This is a genomic window from Microcystis wesenbergii NRERC-220, from assembly GCF_032027425.1.
Classification (GTDB): domain Bacteria; phylum Cyanobacteriota; class Cyanobacteriia; order Cyanobacteriales; family Microcystaceae; genus Microcystis; species Microcystis wesenbergii_A.
Genome location: NZ_JAVSJA010000001.1, coordinates 722,790 through 745,915, shown reverse-complemented (window position 1 = coordinate 745,915; position 23,126 = coordinate 722,790). Strand labels below are relative to the sequence as shown.

The following is a 23,126-nucleotide window of genomic DNA, read 5'->3' as shown; positions in this document are numbered from 1 at the left end:
TGTCGTGGGTGCGTTGTTGAAAGGCTGCTGGTTACTAATCATTGTTTTTCTGTTTTTCTCTGTACATTCTCTCCCTAGTTTGGCAGTAATGGATAGAGTTCCTTTAACAGTAACTTTATTGCAGGAACGTTTAAGCGCACCCGTCCTTAAAGAAGGGATGACTACCATCGATTTAGCCAATTTGGTTATCGATATCCGCGATGAAAATAAAGAACTGCAAGAACAATTTTATCAACAGATTCAAGGTCAAATTAATCGCGCTAAACAACCCCTAGGTTTAGATTTTAGTAATTCCTTAATTCAAGGCAATTTTATCGCTTCCCGTCTGGGTTTACCGACTCCTTTAACAAAAGTGGCTCTCGCTACCTTATTATCACCCACGGAAGAACAGTTATTACAACAGGACGAAAATTTTTTATTCGATAGCGATGAACCGGTTTTTAATGTCACAGTATTTCGCGGACCTGTGAAGTTGCAGGGAACCGTATTTATGGGAGAAGTGGACTTTTCTAAGACTTTTTTTCTGCAAATTGTCGAAGCAATGGCAGCAAAATTTAGTCGTGAAAGTAATTGGGTAGAATCTCGTTTTGCTAGGGTAGCGAAATTTACCAAAGCCACTTTTATGGGAGATGTAAATTTTAGTCAAAGTCAATTTTTAAATAAAGCTATCTTTCGCACGGCCCATTTTAAAAGTATTACTAACTTCCATCGCAGTCATTTTACTGCCGAAGCTTATTTTGATAAAACCAAATACGATAAACCCGCAGATTTTACCCGTACTTTCTGGGAAAAAGAAGCCAATTTTTCCCAAAGTCAATGGCGAGATCGTCCGCTATTTTCTAAGAGTAGATTTTTAAGTTTATTAACCTTTAAAAATGCCACTTTTGAGAAATCGGGTGCTTTCCGGTCTAGTTATTTTAATGGTGTGGTTAGTTTTCAAGATGTGAAACTTTTAGATCAGGTAGATTTTAGTAATTCCACTTTTACTAAAAATAGTTATTTGAGTGTATCAGGATTAGCTTTTGATTCCGATAAAGCGAAAATACTGGGAGATAGAGGAGTAATTGGTCAAGCAATTTATTTACCAACCTTAGCAGGAAATGAAACAGTTTTAAGAAATTTAGTTCGTAATTTTCGCTCCCTAGAACAAATTGCCGATGCTAATCAAATTGAATACAAAACCGAAAAATTGCGAGTTCAACAGTTAAAACAAAAGCTAAATAATATCTCAATTATTCGCCTAATTAACCTCACTTGGTTAGCTGATTTTCTGCATACTTCTTTCCTTGCTTTACTATTACTCTTAAGTCAAGATGGTACAAATTTTAGTTTAGTTTTCGGTACAGGAATCATAATTTTTGCCTATTTTGGCTGTTTATTTTGGTTAATTGATCGCGTGCGTCGTCTGACTCCTAAACCAGTAATTCCTAATCGTTATGAAATCCTTTGTATGGTAACTAGCTATATTATTCTCACCCTTTCAGGTGTGTTTAATATCCTGCAATCTGCCAGCCGTCCTCTACTAACTTTAACAGCTATTGCCCTAATTCTTGTCCCCTTACCCCTAATTTTAATTATCGAACTTTATCGTCGGGGACGCTATCACGATTTAATGGATAGTTCCTATTTCCTACAAGATGGTAGTATGCGACAATTACGCTTATTAATCACCCGTTTACCCGTAGTTCCCGAATTTCCCCTCTTTCGCGATCGTTATACTCCCATTCCTTGGCAAAAGCGTTGGAATTGGTTAAATTATTATGATTTAAGTCTCAATAATTTGCTAAAAATAGGCTTTAATGATTGGCGAGTTCGCGATCAAGAATTACCCGCTATCATTTCTTTTTTAGTTTGGTATCAATGGGGTATCGGCATCTTTTATATCACTCTCCTTATCTGGACCCTCTCGCGCACGATTCCGGGGTTAAATCTCTTGATTTATTTAAAATAAACTGTAAAAATTTAAATACAAATGAACTTATAAACCCTTGGACAAAATACTTCTCAAGCTGAAGTAACTCATATTTCTTCCCCTGGAATATGGATTCTTGCAAACAATGAAGAAATGTTTCTTTCTTATCAAGATTTTCCTTGGTTTCAAGATGTCCCTATTAGACAAATTTTAAATATACAAGAGCCTTTTCCTAATCATTTTTATTGGCCAGATTTAGATGTAGATTTAAGCACAGATAGCAAACCTTTTGACTTAGTGTCAGCAGAAGTCCCTAGCTTTTAGCGATGGGATGAATGCTGACACTAAGTTAAAATACACCAACAGCCGCCTAACCCCCGCATAAATTATACTTCATCTTTATGAGAAATGCTGTAATAAACCTAAAGTTTTTAAATTGAATAATCGATAAATTTCTCACTTTTATTGTCAAAATCAGTGAGTAAGGTCGCTTTTCTTGGTTTTAAATTTACCGTTTGTTCTGGTTGTAACTGTAATTGCTTGTACTCCTCACGATTGAGATAAGCCACCACCATTTCCCCATCGGCTAACATTAATTCTACTTGTATTTCCCAGCCTAAATGAATAACTCTTTTTACCACTGCCCAACTATTCAATCCATCTTGACTGGGCATAATTTCGAGGTCGTGGGGACGGATAAAAACGGTAGAATTATGACCCTGATGATGCCCATTTCCTAATCCCGCTAGATTAGGTAAGATATTCACTTCCCCAATAAATTGCATCACAAAAGGTGTGGCTGGATGATCGTAAATTTCGGCGGGAGAACCCACCTGTTCAATTTTACCATGATTCATCACGACAATCGTATCGGCTACTTCCATTGCTTCCTCTTGATCGTGGGTAACAAAAACACTGGTAACGTGAACTTCTTCGTGTAAATTTCTCAGCCATACCCTTAATTCTTTTCTAACTTTTGCATCTAAAGCCCCAAAGGGTTCATCTAATAATAATACATTCGGTTGAATGGCTAAAGCGCGGGCTAAAGCTACTCTTTGCCGTTGTCCTCCTGATAATTGGGCGGGATAGCGATCGCCTAATCCTTGTAATTGAATTAATTCTAATAATTCCTCAACTCTTTTCTTAATTACTGGCGATTTTTGCTGGCGAATTTCTAGACCAAAAGCAATATTTTGACGAACAGTTAAATGTTTAAATAGGGCATAATGTTGAAAAACAAAGCCGATATTTCTCCGTCTAGGATCCACATGGGTAGTATCTTGTCCGTTAATAATAATCGCGCCATTGTCGGGACTTTCTAATCCCGCAATTGAACGTAATAAGGTTGATTTTCCCGATCCCGATGGTCCGAGGAGGGCGACTAATTTGCCTTCAGGAATGGTTAAATTGATATTATCTAAGGCTTGAAAATTGCCGAAACGTTTGGAAACTTGGTGGATGGTAATACTCATATTTTTAGGTTAATTGTAGTTATGTAGTATGAATTTTGTGGGCGGTTTTACGTTCGAGAATTTCTTTGATAATTAAAGTAACTCCCGCTAGTAAGGCGAGAATAGCCGCCGCACTAAAAGCGGCAGGAGTGAGATAATTTTTATAGGCCTGTTCTACGAAAATTGGCAGGGTGGCAGTTCTCCCTAAAATACTGCCAGAAACCACAGAAACCGCCCCAAATTCTCCCATCGCCCGGGCATTAGTTAACAGCACTCCGTACATCAATCCCCAACGAATATTGGGTAAAGTTATGCGCCAGAAAATCTGCCAATCACTTGCCCCTAAAGTGCGCCCTGCTTCCTCTTGTTCCAAACCAATTTCTTCTAAGACTGGGATAACTTCTCTAGCGACAAAAGGCATAGTAACAAATATAGTTGCTAATACCATTCCGGGTAAAGCAAAAAGTATTTTTATATCGAAAAATTCTAAGAAAGGACCTAACCAACCATTGCGCCCATAGAGCAGTACAATCATTAAACCCGCTACCACGGGAGAAACGGCAAAAGGCAAGTCAATTAAACTAATTAATAAAGTTTTGCCACGAAATTGATTGCGAGCAATTACCCAGGCTGCACAAAGTCCAAAAATTGTGTTTAAAGGTACAGTAATTAGGGCAATAATTACTGTTAATTTCACGGCTTCGATAAAGTCAGAAGTTCCTGCCGCTTCTAAAAAAGCTTGGAATCCATTGCGAAAAGCATAGTAAAATACTGCCGCTGCCGGAATAAAAAGCAAGAAGGCAAGATAGACAAGGGCGATAATAATTAGTAGGGGTTTGTAATCCCATTCTTTCGGTTTAGTTAAGGCTTTTGGATTCTGCATTTTTGCTCTGTACTCAATTAGATTCTAATATTTTTTACTCTTTACTTAACTTTGTATTTTTGCCCCCATTGTTGCAGGAAATTAATTACTACTAACATCAACAAAGAAACCAGTAATAAAACCATGCCGATTACTGTCGCCCCTGTGTAATCATATTCCTCTAGTCTTTGGAAGATTAAAACTGGGGCAATTAAATCCTTAAAGGGGATATTAGAGGAGATAATAACTACGGAACCATATTCACCGATCGCTCTGGCAAAACCGAGGGCAACTCCTGTTAAAATAGCGGGTAGTATTGTGGGAAAAATAACTCGCCAAAAGATTTGCCAAGAGGAAGCGCCGAGGGATAAAGCCGCTTCTTCTACCTCTTTTTCCATTTCCTGTAAAACCGGCTGTAAGGTGCGGACAATGAAGGGTAAAGCGATAAATAACATCGCCACAAAAACCCCTAAAATGGTAAAGGATATCTTAATGCCAAAGGGGGCAAAAAATTGACCGAGCCAACCGTTATCACTGTAAACTGTGGCTAGGACTAAACCGGCAACAGAAGTGGGTAAAGCAAAGGGCAAATCTACACAAGCATCGACAATTTTTTTACCCGGGAATCGATAACGCACTAATACCCAAGCGATAATAGTGCCAAAAACTCCGTCAATTAATCCGGCGATTAAGGAAGTAAAAAAAGTGACTTGGTAAGCGGATAAAGAAATCGGTAAAGTGGCAATGCGCCAAAATTCGGCAAAACCAAGAGTTAGGGATTTAGCAAATAGTGCCGCCGCCGGTAAAACCAACAAAACCACTAGATAACTAATGGTAATTACCCAAGGAATAGAAACTTTTTTCAGGGGTTGACTGGGAGATAAAGATAATTGTGGGTTAGCCATTGTTTATTATTGCTAGAGATTACCAATTGTCGGCTTCTTCAAGAACTTGTGCTGAATCATACCAAACTTCTACATCTAAATCTGCCAGATAGGAAAGGGCATTTTCTATCCCTTGGGAGTTGCCTTGTAGTTGTAGATCGAACCAGCCATCTTGATTATTATTTGCCGCTAACAAAGCGGAAAATATATTCACTTTTAGACCGGAAAAAGACCCCAAACGTGCTATAATTGGCTCGTTAATATATTGTTTAGGAACCCGAATTTTTATTCTTCGGGAAGTGGGGCGATCGAGTCCTGATTGATCGAGATGTAAGTCACTTTGGGGATGATTAATAGTTTGCCATTGAGGTTGATTATCCATGGTTTTTCTCCTTAGGATTTACCAGCTTTAGTCAGAATTTTATCGAAGACGGCTCCACCATCAAAGAATTGTTTTTGTACCTGATCCCAACCGCCTAAATCCTGCACGGTAAAGAGATTTTTTATCTGAGGAAATTTACTCTCAAACTCTTTAACTATCGTCGGTTCAACGGGACGAAAACCCACCTTAGCAAATTCTCTTTGTGCCTCTGGGGTAAATAAAAACTGCACAAAAGCCTCGGCCACTTTTCTCGTACTTTTTTTATCCACATTGGCATCAACAACCGCCACGGGATTATCAATAGAAATATTGTAATCGGTGGGAACAGTGTAGGCCAACTTCTCGCCTTTTTGGTTAGCGAGAATCATCTCATTTTCGTAATTAATCAGCACATTTCCCTGGCCTTGTTTAAAAAATACATCACTAGATTCGCGAGCATCTCTAGGTAAAACTGGCGCGTTTTTAAACACTTTTTCGACAAAAGTTTGCGCCGCTTGTTCACTGCCTCCCGCTTGCGTCACCGAACCCCAAAGAGCGAGAAAATTCCAGCGCGCTCCGCCAGAAGTCTTGGGATTAGCGGTAATAACTTTAATATTATCCTTGGCTAAATCTGACCATTTATTAATTTTAATATTGGCATCACGAGGAACAAAAGCCACTACAGATTTATGAACAATAGAGTCATTCGGAGCTTCTTTTTCCCAACCGGGTTGAATTAATCCCGCTTGCTCAATTTTCTTGGTATCCAAAGCTAAAGCCAACGCTACCACATCCGCTTCTAAACCATCGATAACGGCACGAGTTTGGGAACCGGAACCACCATAACTCTGTTCAAAAGTTACCTTTTGCCCCGTTTTTTGTTGCCATTCCTCGACAAATTTGGGAATGATTTTTTCGTAGGCACTTTGGGTGACAGCATAGGAAACAAGCGTCACAGTCAGGGGTTTTTGGCTGTCATTGTCGCTATTGGTGGGGGATGGGGTGCAAGATACCAGCATTCCCCCCGTCAGGACAGTTGCCATGAGTAGGGACAAACAAGACTGGGATGACTGCATCGACGGCGCTCCTAAGCTTTACTCTGAGGTTGTATCTGTTTTCAGGCGTCTTTTAATCCTACAGCACAGAAAAAAAAATTTCAATACATTTATAAAACAAATTGGGAATAAGGCGATAACAAGGGAAACTGTGAGAAGATAAAATCAGTGCTACATCTAGGTTTGAGACTATGGGCAAGAGCGTCAAAGCCAAAAAAACAACCCTCCTACAACAACTGATTAACCAGAGTTTTCTCTTTCGCGGACTAGAGGAAGCTTGGTTAAGTCAGTATCTCGATGCCGACAATCTCAAGCTAGAGACGCTATTTTCCAATCGTCCCGTCTATACGGCTTTTCTCCCCGATGAATTTCTAGATGTTTTGTATGTGATTTTAGATGAGGGTGTAATCGTCGTCCGCAGCACTCCCCTCGACCGGATTATTGCCATTACCTACCCCGGCGGCTGTTTTGGTATGAGGAGTTTACCCTTTAGTTATGGTTTAGCCAGTCGCGCCTTTCCCTGTTTGGTGGAATCCTATAAAACTACCCACGTCCTGAAAATTCCCTTATCGGCACTAGAAAAGATTTACAACGATAACGAAAGTTTTCGTCAACGGTACTGTTTTTTATTTGAATTACAGCAAAAATTCGAGTATCATTTGCTTAATTGCAGTAGCTATCCACCCCAAGCTGTGGCGGCTTTACTGAGAGCTTTAATCTATCAAGAAAGAGAATTAGGCAGTCAACCGAGTGCTGAAAATATCTATACTTTTGATCTATCCGTCGATGTGATTGCTCGCGCTTGTCAACTCAATCAACGCACCGTCGAACAGGTATTAAAAGGATTGCAAACCGTGGGATTAATTGCCTCAGAATCGACGGGGGATTTAATTCGGGTACTAGATGCCGAGGGTTTAAAAGAAGTGTACAGTGCCACCAGGGATAAAGTTAATTGGTGGCCCCTAAGATAAGTAGGGTTGGCCCTATTTACTATTGCAATTGACAGCGCTTTAAGGCATCTTCGGCAGCCGCTTTGGTGGCATCCTGTTTCCGTTTACCTTTACCTGTACCGTAGAGAAGATTATTAACCCGCACTTCGGCAGTAAATTCCCTAGCGTGGGGGGGTCCTGTCACATCAATGATCGCATATTCTGGATTAGAGGCAAAATTGGCCAGCGCCCACTGTTGAAAGAGATTTTTGGCATCGATAAAAGATGGCGATTCCGATTGTTGAGAGACTAAATGAGAGGCTACAGGGATAAAAAGTTGATGCAGATAGTTTTTAACCGCATTTAACCCCGAATCTAGATAATAAGCCCCAATTATCGCTTCAAAAGTGTCCGCTAATAGGGTAGGATTTGATCGCCCCCGATCTTTAATTGCCCCCTTGCCTAAACGCATTAACTCCCCCAGGCCGATTTCAAGGCCCAATTGCGCTAATTGTTCTTCTTTGACCAAATTTGACCGCAAACGGGTTAATTCGGCCTCGTTCATGGCGGGATATTTCTGATACAAAAGTTCGCCCACCAAAAAAGCCAAAATCGCATCGCCCAAAAATTCTAGGCGCTCGTTATTTTCCGTCAATTCGGACTGTTCGTTAACATAGGAACGATGGGTTAAAGCTTGGGTGAGAAGGAGAGCATTTTGAAAAGGAGGCAAACAAGACATTACAGAAATGATCAAGTCAAGAGCATTTCTTATCTTAATCTGACCCCACCCCGAATAGATGAGACGAACGATCCTTTTTTTACTGTTTTTTCCGGCTAGTTTAGGCATAATCTCCCAAATCTTCTCACCGGAAAACCTATCCGCTGCTATTCTTGCCCTAGGTACCCTGGGGATGTGCATGGAACAGGCACGCATGGCAGCGGTGGACTTGGGAGAAATTGCCCAATTTCAGCAAAAAACCAGCGATCCTCGCCTCGATCGCTTTTTTATGGTCACAATTAGTACAATTGTTTTAGAATTAGCGGGCTTTTATGTGGCTGCCCTCTGGATAGGATGGGGAGCTTTAATAGTTTTAGTTAGTCAAATTTGGTTTCATTGTTTAGCCAAAATTCAACTGCAGCCAAGCACGGGAAAAATTATTGACCATGGCATAGGGCCACGTTTACCCATCTTACTCGCTGACGGAATCGGCATAATCTTCGTGGCTTTCTGGTTAGCCAAAATTGCCCCCCTAATTATGGCCATAACTTTAACGACAATGTTATTAATCTACGGCTCTATTAAGTATAGACCTCTTGTCAAATTCAAAAATCTTCCCTTGGTTGAGGAGTAAGTAGCCAGTATTCGGTCGTCAGGAGAATCAAGAATGAGCATTAATCAACTAAATTCTCTATTTAGAGATTTTATGCCTATTTTTCTCATTTTTGAACTCTCAAAAATTAATTATCGTTGAGCTTGCCGCTAGAGGATTTGAGCGCATTTTTCTCTCAGACATCAGCCCTCCTTTGCTAAAATGATAATCATTATCACTTTAACTAGCAATGGTCAATCAGATTAAGTACCCCCTAGCAGAAAGCCCCGTTATCGAAGAAGATTCGCAAAAAATCGTAAAAATACGCCATACTTGCGCCCATATCTTAGCGATGGCTGTACAAACTCTCTTTCCTGAAACCAAAGTCGCTATTGGTCCCTGGACAGAAACGGGATTCTACTACGATTTCGATCGCCCAACACCCTTTACCCCCGAAGATTTGGAGAAAATAGCGGCAGAAATGGGGCGAATTATCGGGCAAAACCTGCCAATTATCCGAGAAGTGCTGGAAAGAAGCGAAATTGCCGCAGAAATCGAGCGCCTTAATCAACCCTACAAAAAGTTAATTTTAGAGAGAATTCCCCCAGATGAAACCATTACCCGTTATTTTATCGGTAGTCCAGACGCAGGACGGAGCGATCGAGAACCCTCGTTAATTGATGGTGCTGTTTCTCCCCCGGAAGAATTTTGGTGGGATCTGTGCGCGGGACCCCATCTCAACTCGACGGGGGAAATTAACCCCGATGCTTTCGCCTTGGAAAGTGTAGCGGGTGCTTATTGGCAAGGAGATGAAAAACAGCCGCAATTACAGCGAATTTACGGCACAGCTTGGCAAACCCCCGCAGAATTACAAAATTATCTCCAACAAAAAGAAGAAGCGCAGCGACGAGATCATCGCAAATTGGGACAACAATTAAAATTATTTAGCATCCAAGAAGATGCAGGTGGAGGCTTAGTTTTTTGGCATCCCCGGGGTGCAACAATGCGTTATTTAATCGAAGATTATTGGCGCCAAGCTCATTTAGAAGCCGGTTATCAATTTCTTTATACTCCCCATCTAGCTAATTTAGATTTGTGGAAAACTTCCGGACATTGGGACTTTTATCGCGACAATATGTTTGAGGCGATCGAGTTAGAACAGCAAAGCTATCAAATTAAGCCGATGAATTGTCCTTTTCATGTTTTAACCTATCAAAATGACCTGCATTCCTATCGAGAATTTCCCCTAAGATGGGCAGAATTAGGCACAGTTTATCGTTACGAGCGCTCGGGGGTTTTACACGGATTAATGCGGGTGCGAGGTTTTACCCAAGATGATGCTCATATTTTCTGTTTACCCGAACAAATTGCCGCAGAGATTCTAGGAGTTTTGAACTTAACCGAGAAAATTCTCTCCGATTTTGGCTTTACTAATTATCAGATAAATTTATCGACTCGCCCCAGTAAATCCGTGGGTAGCGATAGTGTTTGGGAATTGGCAACGGCGGCTCTAATTGAGGCCTTAAATGCTAAAAAGTGGGATTATATTGAGGATCAGGGAGGTGGGGCTTTTTATGGTCCCAAAATTGATATAAAAATTCAAGATGCGATCGGTAGAATGTGGCAATGTTCCACGATTCAGGTCGATTTTAACTTGCCAGAACGCTTTGATATGCAATATGTCGCTAGGGATGGTACTCGGGAAAGACCGATTATGATTCATCGAGCTATTTTTGGCTCTTTGGAAAGATTTTTTGGTATTTTAATCGAGAATTATGCGGGAGATTTTCCTCTCTGGTTAGCACCTATTCAAGTCCGTTTATTACCCGTTAGTGATGAACAGCATCATTATGCTTTAGAGGTAGCAATGCAGTTAAAACAAGCTGGTTATCGAGTGGAAATCGATAAAAGTGGTGATCGTTTAGGTAAACAAATTCGTACAGGAGAACTAGAAAAAATCCCTGTCTTAGCTGTGATTGGAAAACGAGAAGTTAGCAGTAAAACTCTAAGTGTTCGCACTCGACAAGGGGGTGATTTAGGTTCGATGACGCTGGCAGATTTATTAGAAAAAATGCAAACAGCGATCCTATCTAAAATTAATCTCTGAAACTTTTGTATAAACCGGCAAATAGGGGATATCGATCCCTTCCAGGCGAATTTAACAGGGTTGAGAAAAGCCTATTTTCTGTCAATTAATTAACTTACAAGTGGGTTAGCTGCCATGAGTTCTTTGATAATTCCTCTCTCCGATTCCCTCCCTTGCTTGCCTAAATCGGGAATGCCTGTGACGATTATTACTGGTTTTTTAGGGAGTGGAAAAACCACCTTACTAAATCATATTCTTGACAATAAAGAAGGGTTAAAAGTTGCCGTGTTAGTCAATGAGTTTGGGGATATTAATATTGATTCTCAATTGCTTGTCTCCATCGATGAAGATATGGTAGAATTGAGTAATGGCTGTATTTGTTGTACGATTAATGATAGTTTAATTGAGACAGTCTATCAGGTCTTAGAAAAAGAAATACCCGTGGACTATCTAATTATTGAAACCACAGGATTAGCAGATCCTTTGCCAATTATCCTCACTTTCCTAGCCACGGAATTAAAATATCTGACTCGCTTAGATTCTATTATTACCCTCGTGGATTCTGAAAACTTTACTGCCGATCATTTTGATAGTAATATTGCCCTTAGTCAAATTCGTTATGGTGACGTGGTAATTCTCAATAAAATAGATCGAGTCAGTCCCAAGAAATTAGATGATTTAGAAAAGTTTATTCGTCGAGAAAAAGAGGGTATAAGACTCCTAAAAAGTAGTTATGGTCAGGTTCCTTTGGGTTTATTGTTAGACCTAGGTTTAACTAAAGAAGAATTGTATAAAGTCCAGTTGAGAGACTTTCAAAAAAATCGCCCAATCTCCAGTGATAATCAATCTCCTGAAGACTTTAATTTTGTCTCCTTTGTTAGCGATAAACCATTTAATCTAGATAAATTTGAACCTTTTCTCACGGAAAAAATGCCGATAAATGTTTTTCGAGCAAAAGGGATTCTCTGGTTTCAACAAAGCGATTTAAAACATATTTTTCAATTGAGCGGCCCTCGTTACGATCTGCAAGCGGTAGAATGGGATACATCTCCTAATAATCAGTTAGTTTTTATCGGCAGAAATTTAAATAAAGAGGAAATCTTGACACAACTAAACGAATGCTTGGCTAGTTCTCAAAAAATTAAAAAGCACAAACTATGAATAATTTATGGATAAAAACTTTAAAATTTAACGAACCCTCGATCCAATGGTTTACATCTCTTTGTTCTCCAAGCTCATTATCGCAAACCCTTGCACTTTACGGAAGCGGCGATCGATTAAGGGAACAATTAAAAACGAGGGGAATTACCTTAGTTGATTTACCCGATGGACAAAGCCAATGGTATCCTAGAGAAAAGAGCCATAACCATGATTAAGCTGTTAAGCATTTAAATTGCTTGTTGAGACGAGGCAAGAGGCACTCTTGCAAGAGGCAACAGTAAAGGGATTGGGGGAGATTCGGCTAATCTTAAGAATAAGTGCTTTAAATGCGTCTTAGCTTAATACCGCAAGAAACCGCCAATTTTTCCCAAAATAACCTTGCTAAGTCTAGAGGATTGGTTAAGGAAGATTACTTGCCCCAATCTCACTTATGCTAGAATGATTATCATTACCACAATAAAGAAGGAGCAAAATGATTATCGTGGTGACGGGGGGTATAGCTGCGGGAAAAACCCATTGGATTCGCCAACAAATCGCCCAAAGCAAGCAGCCAAGTCTATATTTTAGTCCCCAGACGGAAACTTTTCCCATTGATCACCTCACTTTACAGAGTGAGTTTCCCCAGTTGTCCTCTATTTCTAGGGAAGAAGAAGACCTTTTGAGCAGTTTATCCATGGAAAACACGATCTATATGGAAGTACCATGGCATTTAGACAGGCAATCCCTCGAAAGCTTTCTAAAACCCCTCAATTGTCATCGGGTAGCGATTACGTCTCCAGACGAAGAAATCCCCGAAGGACAAGTTCCCGTCGATGAAATGGTCATCAGTCCCGTCAAAACAACAATAAAAGGTGATCAATGGTTAAAAAAACGAGAAATACAGATTTATAGAGCCGTTTTAACGGGAGAAATCCTCGATTTTTCCAGTTTAACCACCTTTTGGACAGAATTAACCCAAGGGGCCTATGGGGAAGTGCTGCGGGTCAAAAGTATCTTCGATATCATCGACGGTCAGTGTATTTATGGGGAATTTATGGATGAATGGCCAGAAAAAGACTTTCAAAGCTTAAATTTCCCCTTAAATCTCGATGGGAGACCGAATCGCTTTAGTGGGATTGAAATCGTCGGTCGCAATCTCGATAAACCGACAATTGCCGATACCCTGAGTGATTGTTGTCTGTCCGATGAGGCACTTTTTTATTATCAACAACAATTTCAAGAATCTTTAGAGCCAGAAATGGAGTTAATCTGATGAAAATAGCCGTTTTATCCTGTATTCATGGCAATATGCCCGCTTTTAATGCTGTTTTGCGAGATTTAGACCAACAGGGTTGTCAAGAAATCTACTGTTTAGGGGATTTAGTTGGGTATGGACCCCATCCTAACCAAGTGGTGGAAAAAATCCGTCAACTGGGGATTACCACGGTACAAGGGTGTTGGGATGAGGATATCGTTGAGGGATTAAATGCCTGTGAGTGCAGTTATCCGTCGCTTTTAGCAGAAAAACGCGGGAGATTAGCTCACGAGTGGACAAATCAAATAATCACCCCAGAAAACCGTAATTATTTGTCAAAACTGCCCGAAATTTTTAAGCTAGATCACCTCTGTTTTGTTCATGGTAGTCCCCAAAGTAACCATGAGTACCTTTTAGCCGAAATGGACGCTTTTACGGCTTTAGAACGGGTTTTATCGGTAGATACAGAGGTTTTATTCTGTGGACATACCCATATCCCCTACATTCGCACTCTCGACGCGGGAAGCTTGCAAATAAAAGTGTATCAACCCGATGGGGAACAGTCGCGGCAATTTACCACACCGGTTAAACGTATCATCAACGTGGGATCGGTGGGAGAACCGCGTCACGGTCGTCCAAATGCCACCTATGTGATTTACGATCGAGAAACGGCAGCGGTACAACTGCGAGAAGTGGCCTATAACTATCAGGAAACCTGTCAGGCTATTTTAGCATCGGGTTTACCTCCTATTTTCGCTTGGCGATTGGCTAAGGGTCTAGAATATGCGGAAAAAGCCGATGATCCGACTCATGTTTGCGAACGTTAATTTGTGATAAATCAAGAAATTATGTGGGCAATTTTAAGCGGTATTCAAGGCAATTTACCAGCCTATCAAGCGGTCTTGGAAGATATTCAGCAACGGTCAGTTACTGTAGAAAATTTATATATTTTAGGAGATTTTATCGGTGTTAATCCCGATAGTGAAATGCTAGTAGAACAAATACGTTATCCCACTAAAAATAACTTATATCCGCAGGTTTGTCGGGGATGGTGGGAAGAACAATGTCTAATTTTACACAGTTTAGGAGCAACAGGAGAACCGACGGAATTAATCCATAAACATGGAATTGATAGCACTAAACAACTCTGGGACGCAGTTTCTTTAGAAACGGTGCAATGGTTACGAAATCTCGATTTTGGTTTTGTCGAGTTGGATTGTTTATTAATTCATGGCAGTAGTGTCAGTGTTAGTGAAGAATTAACCCCCGATACTCCCCCATGGCAAATTTTAGATCGACTGCAACGGGTGGGAGTTAATAATCTATTTTGTGGTCGTGCAGGACAAGTTTTTGATTATTCTTTACAGTCCGCTAATTTAACTAGCACTGTTACTACTTTAGATAAACGGCAACCAAGTCAAACTTTGACGATTCAAGATAAGCGTTTAATTGGGGTTGGTAGCGTTGGTAAAGAATTAAATAAAGCAGTTTACACTCTCTATAATCCTAGTAATAATTGCGTGGAGTTTAGAACCGTACCTTATTAATCCATGAAAGATTAATTAAATATTCAAGATTAATTTAAGTAGGGCTTGCTGAATAAATCTAAAAACCTTGTTGGATAAGGGTTTTAGACTTTTTTCCCCGCAAAAAGTGCTGACCATTGGAGGGATCGGGGGTAAAATTCAGGTACTTTTTCCCTGAAAATTAGGTAACTGACTACCTCAAAATCGGTAAAACCCTACACCCCACACCCCACACCCCACACCCTGCCCCCACCAACAAACTTTTTCAGCAGACCCTAAGTAGGTAGGCGTTAAAAATTATCAGACACCCCCCTTATCAAGGGGGGATTAAGGGGGGATCAAGGGGGGATTTATCTTCAATTTAATTATAACCAGCTAGATAACTGAGGTAAGAGACTCTTGCTGACTTGCTTGCAGATGGGATTGAGCGCGAACAGCGCGGAACATCCCAAAACGACATAAACCCGTGCCAAAGGCCAAACGCATCAGCAGAATTGTCGGCACTTCTCGGACGGATTTAAGCAACCCAGTTAGACCAAATTGCCACCAACCTTGGGGACGAATCACCCCCTGCCAAATGGTATCAATCCAAGAGGGTAGAGTGGCTTTTGTCCAGTCAGCAGTCACCACTTCCCCATCTACCAATCCTGTGGCCGCTAACTGTTCGGCAAAACCTTCGATACTGGCAAAAGCGGGGTGGGACCACTGATCCAAAAGTTGGCGCATTACAGGACTTTCCCAGAAATTAAGCGGTTTTTGACGGTCATCTCGCTGATTCCAGTCTGCTACCACCAGGACTCCCCCCGGCTTAAGAACTCGCAGTAATTCCTGAGCAAAAACGGCTTTGTCCGGCATATGGGGACCGGCTTCGATTGACCAGACCACATCAAAACTCTCGTCGGGAAAAGAAAGGGCCATGGCATCATCGACCAAAAAGCGAGCATTTACATCTGGGGGTGTTAGTTCTTTGGCCCGTGCCACTTGTTTGGGACTAATGGTGACACCGGTAACGGCAAATCCGTAGTCGCGGGCCAGAATGCGACTGCTGCCACCAATACCACAACCGACATCGAGGAGAGTTGCACCGGCGGGTAGTTTATCCAAACCTCCCCAAGAGACCATTTCCGCCACAAAGTCGGCTTTTGCCTGTAAAAAGTCTTTTTTTTCTGGTGGGGAACCGTAGTGACCTAAATGGATGTGTTCCCCCCAATAATATTCTAAAATCCCGTCTTCGGTCCATTGGTCGTAGGAGTTGGCCACCGAGTCCGACGATTGGTACTTGCGAGAGGAAACAAAATAGACGACGATAGCGATCGCTAGGAGTAAACCTAAAGATGATGTCAGCAAAAGTATATTCATTAAATGCTGCTGGGCAAACTGATACAAAGCTTAATAACTCTTAAAGATTATACAACCTTGAGGTTCTGCGGTTGAGTGACTTTGGTTCTTCGCCAGAAATTAACTATCCCCGTTGAAAGCGACTGGTAAGTAGGTAGGCGTTAAAAATTATCAGATCTCCCCCCTTATCAAGGGGGGATTAAGGGGGCAGGGTAGGGTTGATTCATGAATCAACCCTACTATGAATCAACCCTAGGAGGCAGGGGGGATCGAACCTAAAATCCATTTTTAATTTAATTATAACCAGCTACTTAATACAGCAGTTATCTTAATAGTTAGATCACTTCTGTAGTACTAAACTTTTATCTGTTTGTCCCTGTGGAATTGCCCTCAATCCATTCGTAAAAAGCCATAGATTCTGGGGAACAACGGCTGCATCCTCCGCATTTTTCTAGGGAAATCAGGCGAATTCGCCCTTTTTTCAGCAAGCGATCGAGCATAGGACTTAAGGCATCCGCCGACATCCGAAAGTGTGTAGATAAGTCAGCCAGAGATGCTTTCTGATTTTTGGCAAGATAAGCCTGTATATCGGTTAAAATCATGGTTTATAAGCGAAAAAAATCGAGAAAAGTTGCTTGATTGCGGTGGGTTACGGCGAATCTAAATAATTTGTTAGTTGCCTAGCTTTTTGTCGCCTAACCCACCCTACTTTTAAATTGCCGGACGGTTGATTTTTCGGGGACGGAGATTTTTTAAGGTGAATAAAACCCCGACTACGGTTAAACCCATCAAGACTATCCAAAAGAGAGAAAATCCCGGATGTCGAGAAAAAGTAGCGATTTGATAGAAGGAAGTGGCAACAATATAGGCCATTCCTGTGGTCCAGAAGGCAATAAAAGCAGTCCAACCGGCATTAGTTTCGCGATATACTGCCGATGTGGCCGAAACACAGGGAAAATAGAGCAGAACAAACAAGAGATAGGCAAAAGCACCCGCTTGACCATCAAATCTTTTCACCATTGCGCCAAAGATTCCTAAATCTACTTCTTGCTTCTCGGCAGCCGTTTTTTGATCTTGCAGATCACCAATATTTAAACCCAAGGGATCAAGTAATTGATTGGGTAATTGCGCTAAATTGGCGGGAATAGTGGCAATAGCTCGGTGAATTTGCCGCCAAAAGTCGAATTTTTCCGCCGCTGCCCCCTTATTCGGGTTATCTTCCCCTGCTAGTTGGCTGTAAATCGAGTTTAATGTCCCTACCATTGCTTCTTTGGCAAAAACTCCCGTAAAAATTCCCACTGTTGCCGGCCAATTTTCCGGTTCTAGTCCCATGGGTGAGAAAATAGGAGTTACAGCTTTACTGGTAGCACTTAAAACCGAGCGCTCGCTGTCTTGATTACCAAAAGAACCATCAAAACTGAGGGAGTTGAGTAGTCCCAAAATCATCACCATTAAAACGATAACTCGTCCAGCTTTCCATAAAAACGCTTGCAGACGTTCCCAAGTGCGAATTAAAACCCCTTTCAGACGCGGTAGATGATAGGGAGGCAATTCCATAATAAAGTGACTGACTTCTCCCTTGAGTAGGGTTTTTTTCATCACTAATCCCGTCAAAATAGCGGCGAGAATTCCTAAGATATAAAGACCAAAAACGATATTTTGACCACCTATGGGGAAAAAAGCCGCCGCAAATAGGGCATAAACAGGTAATCTGGCCCCACAGGACATAAAAGGGTTCATCATAATCGTCATTAAACGATCGCGAGAATTTTCTAGGGTTCTGGTGGCCATAATTGCCGGTACACTGCAACCAAATCCCACTAGCATGGGGACAAAGGATTTACCCGGCAATCCCACCAAACGCATCAATCGGTCCATGACGAAGGCTGCCCGGGCCATATAGCCGGAATCCTCTAAAATTGACAAAAAGAGGAACATAAAGCCAATTACGGGGATAAAAGTGGCGACGGTTTGCACACCTCCCCCCGCTCCATCAGCGAGCAGAGCAATTAGCCAACCGGGGGTATGGATTTTTTGTAAAACTTGGGACAAACCATCGACAAAGATAGTCTGGGCAGTTAAATCGAAGAAATCGATAAAGGCAGCACTAACATTGATGGTAAACAAGAACATTAGGTACATTACGCCCAAAAATATCGGAATTCCTAACCAGCGATCGAGAACAATCCGATCGAGGCGATCAGACATGGTATCATTTATTTGTCCAGTCCGTTGAGTGGCTCCCTGAGTAACTTGTTGAATAAAGCCATAACGAGTATCAGCAATTAAAATATCAAGGTCTTCCCCTAAAACTTGGTGTATTTGTCGTCTATGCTTGACGATAATGCTTAATAGTTCCTGGGAGCGCAATTCTGGGGCGATGCGATCCTCGTATTGCAGTAGATTTAAAGCGGTCCATCTTGGCTCAACGATCCTTTTACTGCTATGGTCGTTAATGTAGGCAACAATCTCGTTAAGAGCTTCCTCAATTACCGCAGGATAAGCCACATAAGCGGCAGTATGGTTAATATTACCAACTAATTCCCCAATTTTTTGCTTTAATTCTCCGATTCCCTCCCCTTTAACCGCACTAATCGCCACGACAATTGCATCCATGCGAGCGCTTAAGAGTTGCGGATTAACCACAATACCCCTAGTTTTAGCCACATCCATCATATTCAGGGCAATCAACATCGGTAAACGCATCTCCATGATTTGGGTAGTAAGGTAGAGATTACGCTCTAAATTGGCAGCATCGACGATATTAATCACTAAATCCGCTTCTCCTGACAGCAGATAGTCCCTAGCGACTAATTCATCCATTCCTGTCTCCCCTTCTTCTACATCGAGGGAATAGACTCCGGGTAAATCCACAAGGGTGATATCTTCCCCGTTAACTTGAAATCTTCCCTCTTTGCGATCGACTGTTACTCCCGGCCAGTTGCCGGTGCGTTGATTGGCCCCTGTGAGAGCATTAAAAAGGGTAGTTTTGCCACAGTTAGGATTGCCAATTAAGGCGATAATGGGTTTGACCATAATTTAGGATATTGAGTGACGAATAGGCTTAGATGATTAAATTTTGCTTTCTGGGTCTATTTCTTCGACGATTAAAGTGTCTGCCTCCTGTTTACGCAGACTGAGATGAAATCCCCGCACTCGAATCTCGACGGGATCCCCCAAAGGTGCGACGCGAATAACGGTAAACTCTGTCCCCGGAGTTAATCCCATTGATAACAATTTTCCTTTGTATCCGCGCAATGCTCGGTCATAACCGACAACTTTACCCGCTTTTCCTATGGGTATCTCCCGCAGAAATGTTCTTACTTCAGGTAGGTCTTTTTTGGGTTCCAGTTTTTTCGGTTGAATGTCACTAACGAGGATTTTTTCGGCCATTTCCGCCCCGATACCGATACGATTGTCTTGAATGCCAATTAAAACCGATCCCCTCGGTTGGGAGCTAATTACCTGTAATTGAATGCCGGGGTTTAATCCCATACCTAGGAGTCGATTGATTCCTCCTGTCCCCTGAAATCCCACTAACCAGACGGTTTTTCCCATTTCCACTTGTGCGAGGGGATAGGTGGCTGTTAGATCAGTATCCATGGAGCTAGTACGTTCTGAGGCTGCCTCTGTACCACCCCAAGGAGAAAATTGGGCTTTATTTGGCGATTTTTCTGGGTCTTCTGGTTCATTAGGTCTAATTTTATCGTCCATGCTTTTCTTATCTCCAAAGGTAAAGAAGGTCTTTCATTCAAGAGTGATAATAATTCCTTGATAGCTCATCGAGTTTACTGAAGTAGCCAAAGGGTGAGAACTGCACTACTGTCAGCCTCAGTCAACGGTTTTGAAACTGTCTAAGACTTGTGATCGCTAAAAATAAATGCTAATTATTCTCAATTACCAGTCTAATCGAAAAGGGGAGACAGGAACGAAAAATATTTCTTTAAAAAAGTCACCAGTCTCCGGTAAATGGCGATCGCTGAGAGACGAAAATCTTCTTAATGCCGAAAACTTGTTAGTTATCTTGTACTAAATTCGCTATAATGCGAAAAGGTATATTTATACTACAAACTTAATGATCAGCTATAGCGTTTTTCAGTCTGCTGAGGTACAAAAGTTATGGGTTTTAGGCAAAAGGCAAGAGGCAAAAGGCAAAAGGGAAGAAAAACAAGTGTACCTCACTAGCTTAGGAAACGCTATAATATGATTGACGAATTTGAAAGAGAAGGTTACTGGTGGCTCCCTGAACACCCAGAAAAACGAGTAATTGGTAAACTTTCCCATAAACTTAATCAACGTTTAGTTTTAAATATTGATGATACTTTCAACACTTTAGCCCCGCTATTGTCCTGGTTTCCTGATGGATTAAAACCACAAGTAACCCTGATTTATGGAAAACTTATCGATGGGAAATTTGTCAGCCTTTTTAACTGTGATATCGAGGAAACAACAACAGGAGAAAATCTGGTGAATTTGCAAGTAAATCCCGAAATGCTTTTGTATAATATATATTTTCAGAACAATTATCTTTTAAATAAGGAAGACTTGAACAAATTTCAAAAATTAAGAGTTGATTTTTCTTCTTTAAATGAATGGGTAAAAATTAGTCCTTTAGATATGAAAAGTGAAATTTCATCCACTGGAGAAATTAAGCAAGTCAAGGTTACTTACGAACAATTGCCAAATATTAAGCTAGGAGTAATCAAAGAACTGGAACTGAGTATCTATTTTGTCCCGATTTTTAATCTTAGCTCCACTGAAAGTGCTGATATTAAATATATAATTGGTCTTGAGATTGTCAATAAAAACTCAAGCAGTTTAGAAGATTGTAAAAACTTAGTTATCCAATTTCGTGATTTTCTTAGCTTTGCTACTTATTCTTCTAATCAAATTGTTTCAGTTCACGCTAGACATGATAAAAATGATAGCCAATACCCAGATAAAATGACTCCGATTGAAATTATATGGAATGAAAGAAAACTGTCAAAAAATTCCGATTATGTCCATCATCGGTCAAAAATGCTGTTAACTTATGATAATGTTAAAGATGATTTGGAAAAAATTTTTCAAAACTGGATAGATAAGCGAGAGAAATTTAAAATTGTCTTTCAGGAACTATTAATAAATATTTATAATCCAGAATTGTATCTGGAATATAAATTTCTGAATATTGTGCAAGCGTTGGAGATATATCATAAACAAACTCAAAAAGGAAAACATAAAATCGAATATATGTCTCAAGATAGTTATCAAAATGGCATTTATCAAAAACTTCGCGAAGTTATTCAAAATTATCCTATGGAAGAAGATTTCAAAAGGTTTTTAGATGGGAAAGTTAAATACTTGTTTAAAGTTGAGAAGAATCTAAAGGATAGACTGAGAGATATTATAGATAATATTTCCTATTTGTTCGTTGACAACAATGACGACACTAAACAAAGCTTTGCTGATACTTTCAACTCACAAGATGATAGTTTATTCTCTAGGATAACCCAAGATCAAAATGAGTTAGATAAATTTCTTAAGCGAGTAGTTTATATTAGAAATAACTTAATAGTTCACCCAGACAAGGAAATCAAAATAAAAAATCAAGAACTCTATGATCTTTTGTGTACCGTAACTTTAATATTACAAACTTGTTTACTGATAGAAATCGAAGTTTCAAACAACACCATTAAAGCTATTATTAAAAATAGAATGCGGAACCAAAATGAATGGCTTGGAGAGGATAAGTATAATTAAGCTAAGAAAATAGCTTACCTCTTATTTGTTGATGAGTGAAGGTGAATATAGCTTTTCTCATCAAGAGAAAATGTAACCTGATTGGGTAAGTAAAACTTCCCACCTCACCAATAAGATAACTGCTATATAGTTAAAATTGACAACTTAGGTTAAGATGATTCTAGGTTTCACCAGTTAAAGACCTATGGATAACAAAATTCTCGACGTTCACCATCTCACCGTTGAATTTTCCAATCAGAAAAGAACAACAGTCGCCGTTAATAACATTAGTTTTAGCTTGCAGAAAGGTCAAGTTCTCGGTTGTGTGGGGGAGTCGGGTTCAGGAAAATCCGTCACCTCCCTCGCACTCATGGGACTGGTTCCCTCTCCTGGAAAAATTACTGGGGGAGAAATTTGCTTTCGTCCAGCAAAAAGTCAGTCAATGCAAGCAGTAGATTTATTATCTATTCCCCCGGAAGAATTGCGTTATTATCGCGGGGGAGAAATGGCGATGATTTTCCAAGAACCAATGAGTTCTCTTAACCCAGTTTATAACATCGGGTTTCAACTCACCGAAGCCATTTTACTGCATCAAAAAGTCACCCCCGAACAGGCAAAAAATCAAGCAATATCTGCAAGAAGTGCGCTTATTACCCAGTGATGAACAGTTAGAGGAGAAGTATATAGAAACTTTTCCCTTAGAAAATAAGGGTCATGTCAGAGAAAAAATTAGAACTTATATTCAGGAACAAAAAGAGGCAATTCTCAAGCGTTATCCTCACGAATTATCGGGGGGACAATTACAAAATTTTCGCCACCAGAGATGAAAGAGGTTTCCTTCCCCACACCCCACACCCCACACCCCACACCCCACACCCTACACCCTACACCCCACACCCTACACCCTACACCCTCTTTCAAGTCAGGAGTTTCAGGCTTTGTTGCCCTCTTTTTTAGTACCAGTTTATGTACTATAAGAAGGATAATGCCAGGTTTTTGAAGGTCCCAATCCTATTTTCGCAGCATGAACATCGGATTTTAACAGGTCAAAAGCCTTATTTTAAAAGGGTTTTACCATTATTCAGCCAGCCCTATTTATCCAAATATCAGTAAACAGTAAACTGATAACTGATAACTGATAACTGATAACTGATTGGCTGATATAGCAAAGAGCGGGATAGTTAGGACATATGGCATAGAACGAGTTAGTTAGGACAGATGCCTGAAGGCTTTACTCACAGCATCCACAAGGTTTTCACTATCATTGATAATCTGACTATGGCATAGAACGAGTTA

Annotated in this window: 21 protein-coding genes and 2 pseudogenes; 13 read left to right on the top strand and 10 right to left on the bottom strand. The window is 40.6% G+C overall.

Translation table 11 applies throughout. The features are described 5' to 3' along the window. Positions 1 to 4 precede the first annotated feature (4 nt). Both RAM70_RS03765 and RAM70_RS03760 read left to right on the top strand, forming a co-directional pair. The gene (locus RAM70_RS03765; protein ID WP_312672357.1) at positions 5 to 1,951 is read left to right on the top strand and encodes a pentapeptide repeat-containing protein; all 1,947 of its coding nucleotides are present in this window, start codon (positions 5 to 7) and stop codon (positions 1,949 to 1,951) included. Between the two features lie 69 nt (positions 1,952 to 2,020). Next, positions 2,021 to 2,236 (top strand): annotated as a pseudogene (locus tag RAM70_RS03760) (DUF2442 domain-containing protein); the annotation flags it as partial. 107 nt (positions 2,237 to 2,343) lie between these two features. On the opposite strand, the gene RAM70_RS03755 reads toward RAM70_RS03760, so the two are convergent. Genes RAM70_RS03755 through RAM70_RS03735 form a run of 5 tightly spaced genes read right to left on the bottom strand, consistent with a single transcriptional unit; the run spans position 2,344 to position 6,546 of the window. Beyond that, positions 2,344 to 3,384 carry a sulfate/molybdate ABC transporter ATP-binding protein gene (locus RAM70_RS03755; protein WP_045361225.1) on the bottom strand — a complete coding sequence of 347 codons (1,041 nt, stop codon included), beginning with the start codon at positions 3,382 to 3,384 and terminating at the stop codon, positions 2,344 to 2,346. A gap of 19 nt (positions 3,385 to 3,403) precedes the next feature. After that, on the bottom strand, positions 3,404 to 4,246 hold the full coding sequence (cysW, locus tag RAM70_RS03750; RefSeq protein ID WP_312672356.1) for a sulfate ABC transporter permease subunit CysW: 843 nt from the start codon (positions 4,244 to 4,246) through the stop codon (positions 3,404 to 3,406). Between the two features lie 41 nt (positions 4,247 to 4,287). Continuing rightward, positions 4,288 to 5,130: a sulfate ABC transporter permease subunit CysT gene (gene cysT / locus RAM70_RS03745; RefSeq protein WP_312672354.1), complete on the bottom strand. Its 843-nt coding sequence runs from the start codon at positions 5,128 to 5,130 to the stop codon at positions 4,288 to 4,290. 19 nt (positions 5,131 to 5,149) lie between these two features. After that, positions 5,150 to 5,491 (bottom strand): NIL domain-containing protein, encoded by a 342-nt coding sequence (locus RAM70_RS03740; protein ID WP_194015022.1) that lies wholly within the window; start codon positions 5,489 to 5,491, stop codon positions 5,150 to 5,152. Between the two features lie 11 nt (positions 5,492 to 5,502). Next, entirely contained in the window at positions 5,503 to 6,546 is a 1,044-nt protein-coding gene (locus tag RAM70_RS03735) for a sulfate ABC transporter substrate-binding protein (protein WP_312672348.1), read from the bottom strand. Between the two features lie 170 nt (positions 6,547 to 6,716). On the opposite strand from RAM70_RS03735, the gene RAM70_RS03730 reads away from it, so the two are divergent. After that, entirely contained in the window at positions 6,717 to 7,496 is a 780-nt protein-coding gene (locus RAM70_RS03730; RefSeq protein WP_045361217.1) for a Crp/Fnr family transcriptional regulator, read from the top strand. Positions 7,497 to 7,515: 19 nt separating this feature from the next. Here the strand turns inward: RAM70_RS03730 and rnc are convergent, their stop codons facing one another. After that, on the bottom strand, positions 7,516 to 8,193 hold the full coding sequence (rnc, locus tag RAM70_RS03725; RefSeq protein ID WP_312672345.1) for a ribonuclease III: 678 nt from the start codon (positions 8,191 to 8,193) through the stop codon (positions 7,516 to 7,518). Between the two features lie 58 nt (positions 8,194 to 8,251). Here rnc and RAM70_RS03720 point away from each other — a divergent pair, with 58 nt between their 5' ends. The 7 genes from RAM70_RS03720 to RAM70_RS03690 all read left to right on the top strand — a co-directional run bounded on the left by RAM70_RS03720 (position 8,252) and on the right by RAM70_RS03690 (position 14,792). Continuing rightward, a complete protein-coding gene (locus RAM70_RS03720) occupies positions 8,252 to 8,806 on the top strand; it encodes a hypothetical protein (protein WP_312672343.1) in 555 nt (184 codons plus the stop codon). 208 nt (positions 8,807 to 9,014) lie between these two features. Continuing rightward, positions 9,015 to 10,871, top strand: coding sequence for a threonine--tRNA ligase (thrS, locus tag RAM70_RS03715; protein ID WP_288000173.1), 1,857 nt, complete (start codon positions 9,015 to 9,017; stop codon positions 10,869 to 10,871). 114 nt (positions 10,872 to 10,985) lie between these two features. After that, a complete protein-coding gene (locus RAM70_RS03710) occupies positions 10,986 to 12,011 on the top strand; it encodes a CobW family GTP-binding protein (RefSeq protein ID WP_190380185.1) in 1,026 nt (341 codons plus the stop codon). Beyond that, positions 12,008 to 12,226, top strand: a complete 219-nt coding sequence (locus RAM70_RS03705) for a hypothetical protein (RefSeq protein ID WP_190380198.1) — start codon at positions 12,008 to 12,010, stop codon at positions 12,224 to 12,226. Before RAM70_RS03710 ends, RAM70_RS03705 begins: the two co-directional genes overlap by 4 nt. A gap of 257 nt (positions 12,227 to 12,483) precedes the next feature. Further along, positions 12,484 to 13,263, top strand: a complete 780-nt coding sequence (locus RAM70_RS03700) for a hypothetical protein (protein WP_045361207.1) — start codon at positions 12,484 to 12,486, stop codon at positions 13,261 to 13,263. Continuing rightward, the gene (locus tag RAM70_RS03695; protein WP_079208731.1) at positions 13,263 to 14,072 is read left to right on the top strand and encodes a metallophosphoesterase family protein; all 810 of its coding nucleotides are present in this window, start codon (positions 13,263 to 13,265) and stop codon (positions 14,070 to 14,072) included. The genes RAM70_RS03700 and RAM70_RS03695 overlap by 1 nt, the downstream gene beginning before the upstream one ends. A 21-nt stretch (positions 14,073 to 14,093) precedes the next feature. After that, positions 14,094 to 14,792 (top strand): metallophosphoesterase family protein, encoded by a 699-nt coding sequence (locus tag RAM70_RS03690; RefSeq protein ID WP_002802574.1) that lies wholly within the window; start codon positions 14,094 to 14,096, stop codon positions 14,790 to 14,792. A 354-nt stretch (positions 14,793 to 15,146) separates the two neighbouring features. Here the strand turns inward: RAM70_RS03690 and RAM70_RS03685 are convergent, their stop codons facing one another. From RAM70_RS03685 to RAM70_RS03670, 4 genes are all read right to left on the bottom strand, one after another. After that, entirely contained in the window at positions 15,147 to 16,130 is a 984-nt protein-coding gene (locus RAM70_RS03685; protein ID WP_312675796.1) for a methyltransferase domain-containing protein, read from the bottom strand. 341 nt (positions 16,131 to 16,471) lie between these two features. Beyond that, positions 16,472 to 16,711, bottom strand: a complete 240-nt coding sequence (locus RAM70_RS03680; protein WP_130757729.1) for a FeoC-like transcriptional regulator — start codon at positions 16,709 to 16,711, stop codon at positions 16,472 to 16,474. A 109-nt stretch (positions 16,712 to 16,820) separates the two neighbouring features. Further along, positions 16,821 to 19,145 carry a Fe(2+) transporter permease subunit FeoB gene (gene feoB, locus RAM70_RS03675; protein ID WP_288000182.1) on the bottom strand — a complete coding sequence of 775 codons (2,325 nt, stop codon included), beginning with the start codon at positions 19,143 to 19,145 and terminating at the stop codon, positions 16,821 to 16,823. 36 nt (positions 19,146 to 19,181) lie between these two features. Further along, positions 19,182 to 19,823: a FeoA family protein gene (locus tag RAM70_RS03670; RefSeq protein ID WP_288000184.1), complete on the bottom strand. Its 642-nt coding sequence runs from the start codon at positions 19,821 to 19,823 to the stop codon at positions 19,182 to 19,184. A 166-nt stretch (positions 19,824 to 19,989) separates the two neighbouring features. Here RAM70_RS03670 and RAM70_RS03665 point away from each other — a divergent pair, with 166 nt between their 5' ends. From RAM70_RS03665 to RAM70_RS03655, 3 genes and pseudogenes are all read left to right on the top strand, one after another. After that, a complete protein-coding gene (locus tag RAM70_RS03665; protein WP_312672334.1) occupies positions 19,990 to 20,142 on the top strand; it encodes a hypothetical protein in 153 nt (50 codons plus the stop codon). Positions 20,143 to 20,312: 170 nt separating this feature from the next. Beyond that, on the top strand, positions 20,313 to 21,851 hold the full coding sequence (locus RAM70_RS03660) for an ApeA N-terminal domain 1-containing protein (protein ID WP_312672333.1): 1,539 nt from the start codon (positions 20,313 to 20,315) through the stop codon (positions 21,849 to 21,851). Between the two features lie 184 nt (positions 21,852 to 22,035). Next, a pseudogene (locus RAM70_RS03655) lies at positions 22,036 to 22,636 on the top strand (ATP-binding cassette domain-containing protein); the annotation flags it as partial. Positions 22,637 to 23,126 lie beyond the last annotated feature (490 nt).

What these genes read in the sequence shown, in the direction of transcription:
- RAM70_RS03735 (WP_312672348.1), bottom strand. Translation starts at nt 6,546, where the DNA reads ATGCAGTCATCCCAGTCTTGTTTGTCCCTACTCATGGCAACTGTCCTG.
- RAM70_RS03705 (WP_190380198.1), top strand. Translation starts at nt 12,008, where the DNA reads ATGAATAATTTATGGATAAAAACTTTAAAATTTAACGAACCCTCGATC.
- RAM70_RS03710 (WP_190380185.1), top strand. Translation starts at nt 10,986, where the DNA reads ATGAGTTCTTTGATAATTCCTCTCTCCGATTCCCTCCCTTGCTTGCCT.
- RAM70_RS03660 (WP_312672333.1), top strand. Translation starts at nt 20,313, where the DNA reads ATGATTGACGAATTTGAAAGAGAAGGTTACTGGTGGCTCCCTGAACAC.
- RAM70_RS03695 (WP_079208731.1), top strand. Translation starts at nt 13,263, where the DNA reads ATGAAAATAGCCGTTTTATCCTGTATTCATGGCAATATGCCCGCTTTT.
- RAM70_RS03690 (WP_002802574.1), top strand. Translation starts at nt 14,094, where the DNA reads ATGTGGGCAATTTTAAGCGGTATTCAAGGCAATTTACCAGCCTATCAA.
- rnc (WP_312672345.1), bottom strand. Translation starts at nt 8,193, where the DNA reads ATGTCTTGTTTGCCTCCTTTTCAAAATGCTCTCCTTCTCACCCAAGCT.
- RAM70_RS03665 (WP_312672334.1), top strand. Translation starts at nt 19,990, where the DNA reads ATGCTAATTATTCTCAATTACCAGTCTAATCGAAAAGGGGAGACAGGA.
- RAM70_RS03730 (WP_045361217.1), top strand. Translation starts at nt 6,717, where the DNA reads ATGGGCAAGAGCGTCAAAGCCAAAAAAACAACCCTCCTACAACAACTG.
- RAM70_RS03700 (WP_045361207.1), top strand. Translation starts at nt 12,484, where the DNA reads ATGATTATCGTGGTGACGGGGGGTATAGCTGCGGGAAAAACCCATTGG.
- cysW (WP_312672356.1), bottom strand. Translation starts at nt 4,246, where the DNA reads ATGCAGAATCCAAAAGCCTTAACTAAACCGAAAGAATGGGATTACAAA.
- thrS (WP_288000173.1), top strand. Translation starts at nt 9,015, where the DNA reads ATGGTCAATCAGATTAAGTACCCCCTAGCAGAAAGCCCCGTTATCGAA.
- RAM70_RS03670 (WP_288000184.1), bottom strand. Translation starts at nt 19,823, where the DNA reads ATGGACGATAAAATTAGACCTAATGAACCAGAAGACCCAGAAAAATCG.
- RAM70_RS03680 (WP_130757729.1), bottom strand. Translation starts at nt 16,711, where the DNA reads ATGATTTTAACCGATATACAGGCTTATCTTGCCAAAAATCAGAAAGCA.
- RAM70_RS03740 (WP_194015022.1), bottom strand. Translation starts at nt 5,491, where the DNA reads ATGGATAATCAACCTCAATGGCAAACTATTAATCATCCCCAAAGTGAC.
- cysT (WP_312672354.1), bottom strand. Translation starts at nt 5,130, where the DNA reads ATGGCTAACCCACAATTATCTTTATCTCCCAGTCAACCCCTGAAAAAA.
- RAM70_RS03685 (WP_312675796.1), bottom strand. Translation starts at nt 16,130, where the DNA reads ATGAATATACTTTTGCTGACATCATCTTTAGGTTTACTCCTAGCGATC.
- feoB (WP_288000182.1), bottom strand. Translation starts at nt 19,145, where the DNA reads ATGGTCAAACCCATTATCGCCTTAATTGGCAATCCTAACTGTGGCAAA.
- RAM70_RS03720 (WP_312672343.1), top strand. Translation starts at nt 8,252, where the DNA reads ATGAGACGAACGATCCTTTTTTTACTGTTTTTTCCGGCTAGTTTAGGC.
- RAM70_RS03755 (WP_045361225.1), bottom strand. Translation starts at nt 3,384, where the DNA reads ATGAGTATTACCATCCACCAAGTTTCCAAACGTTTCGGCAATTTTCAA.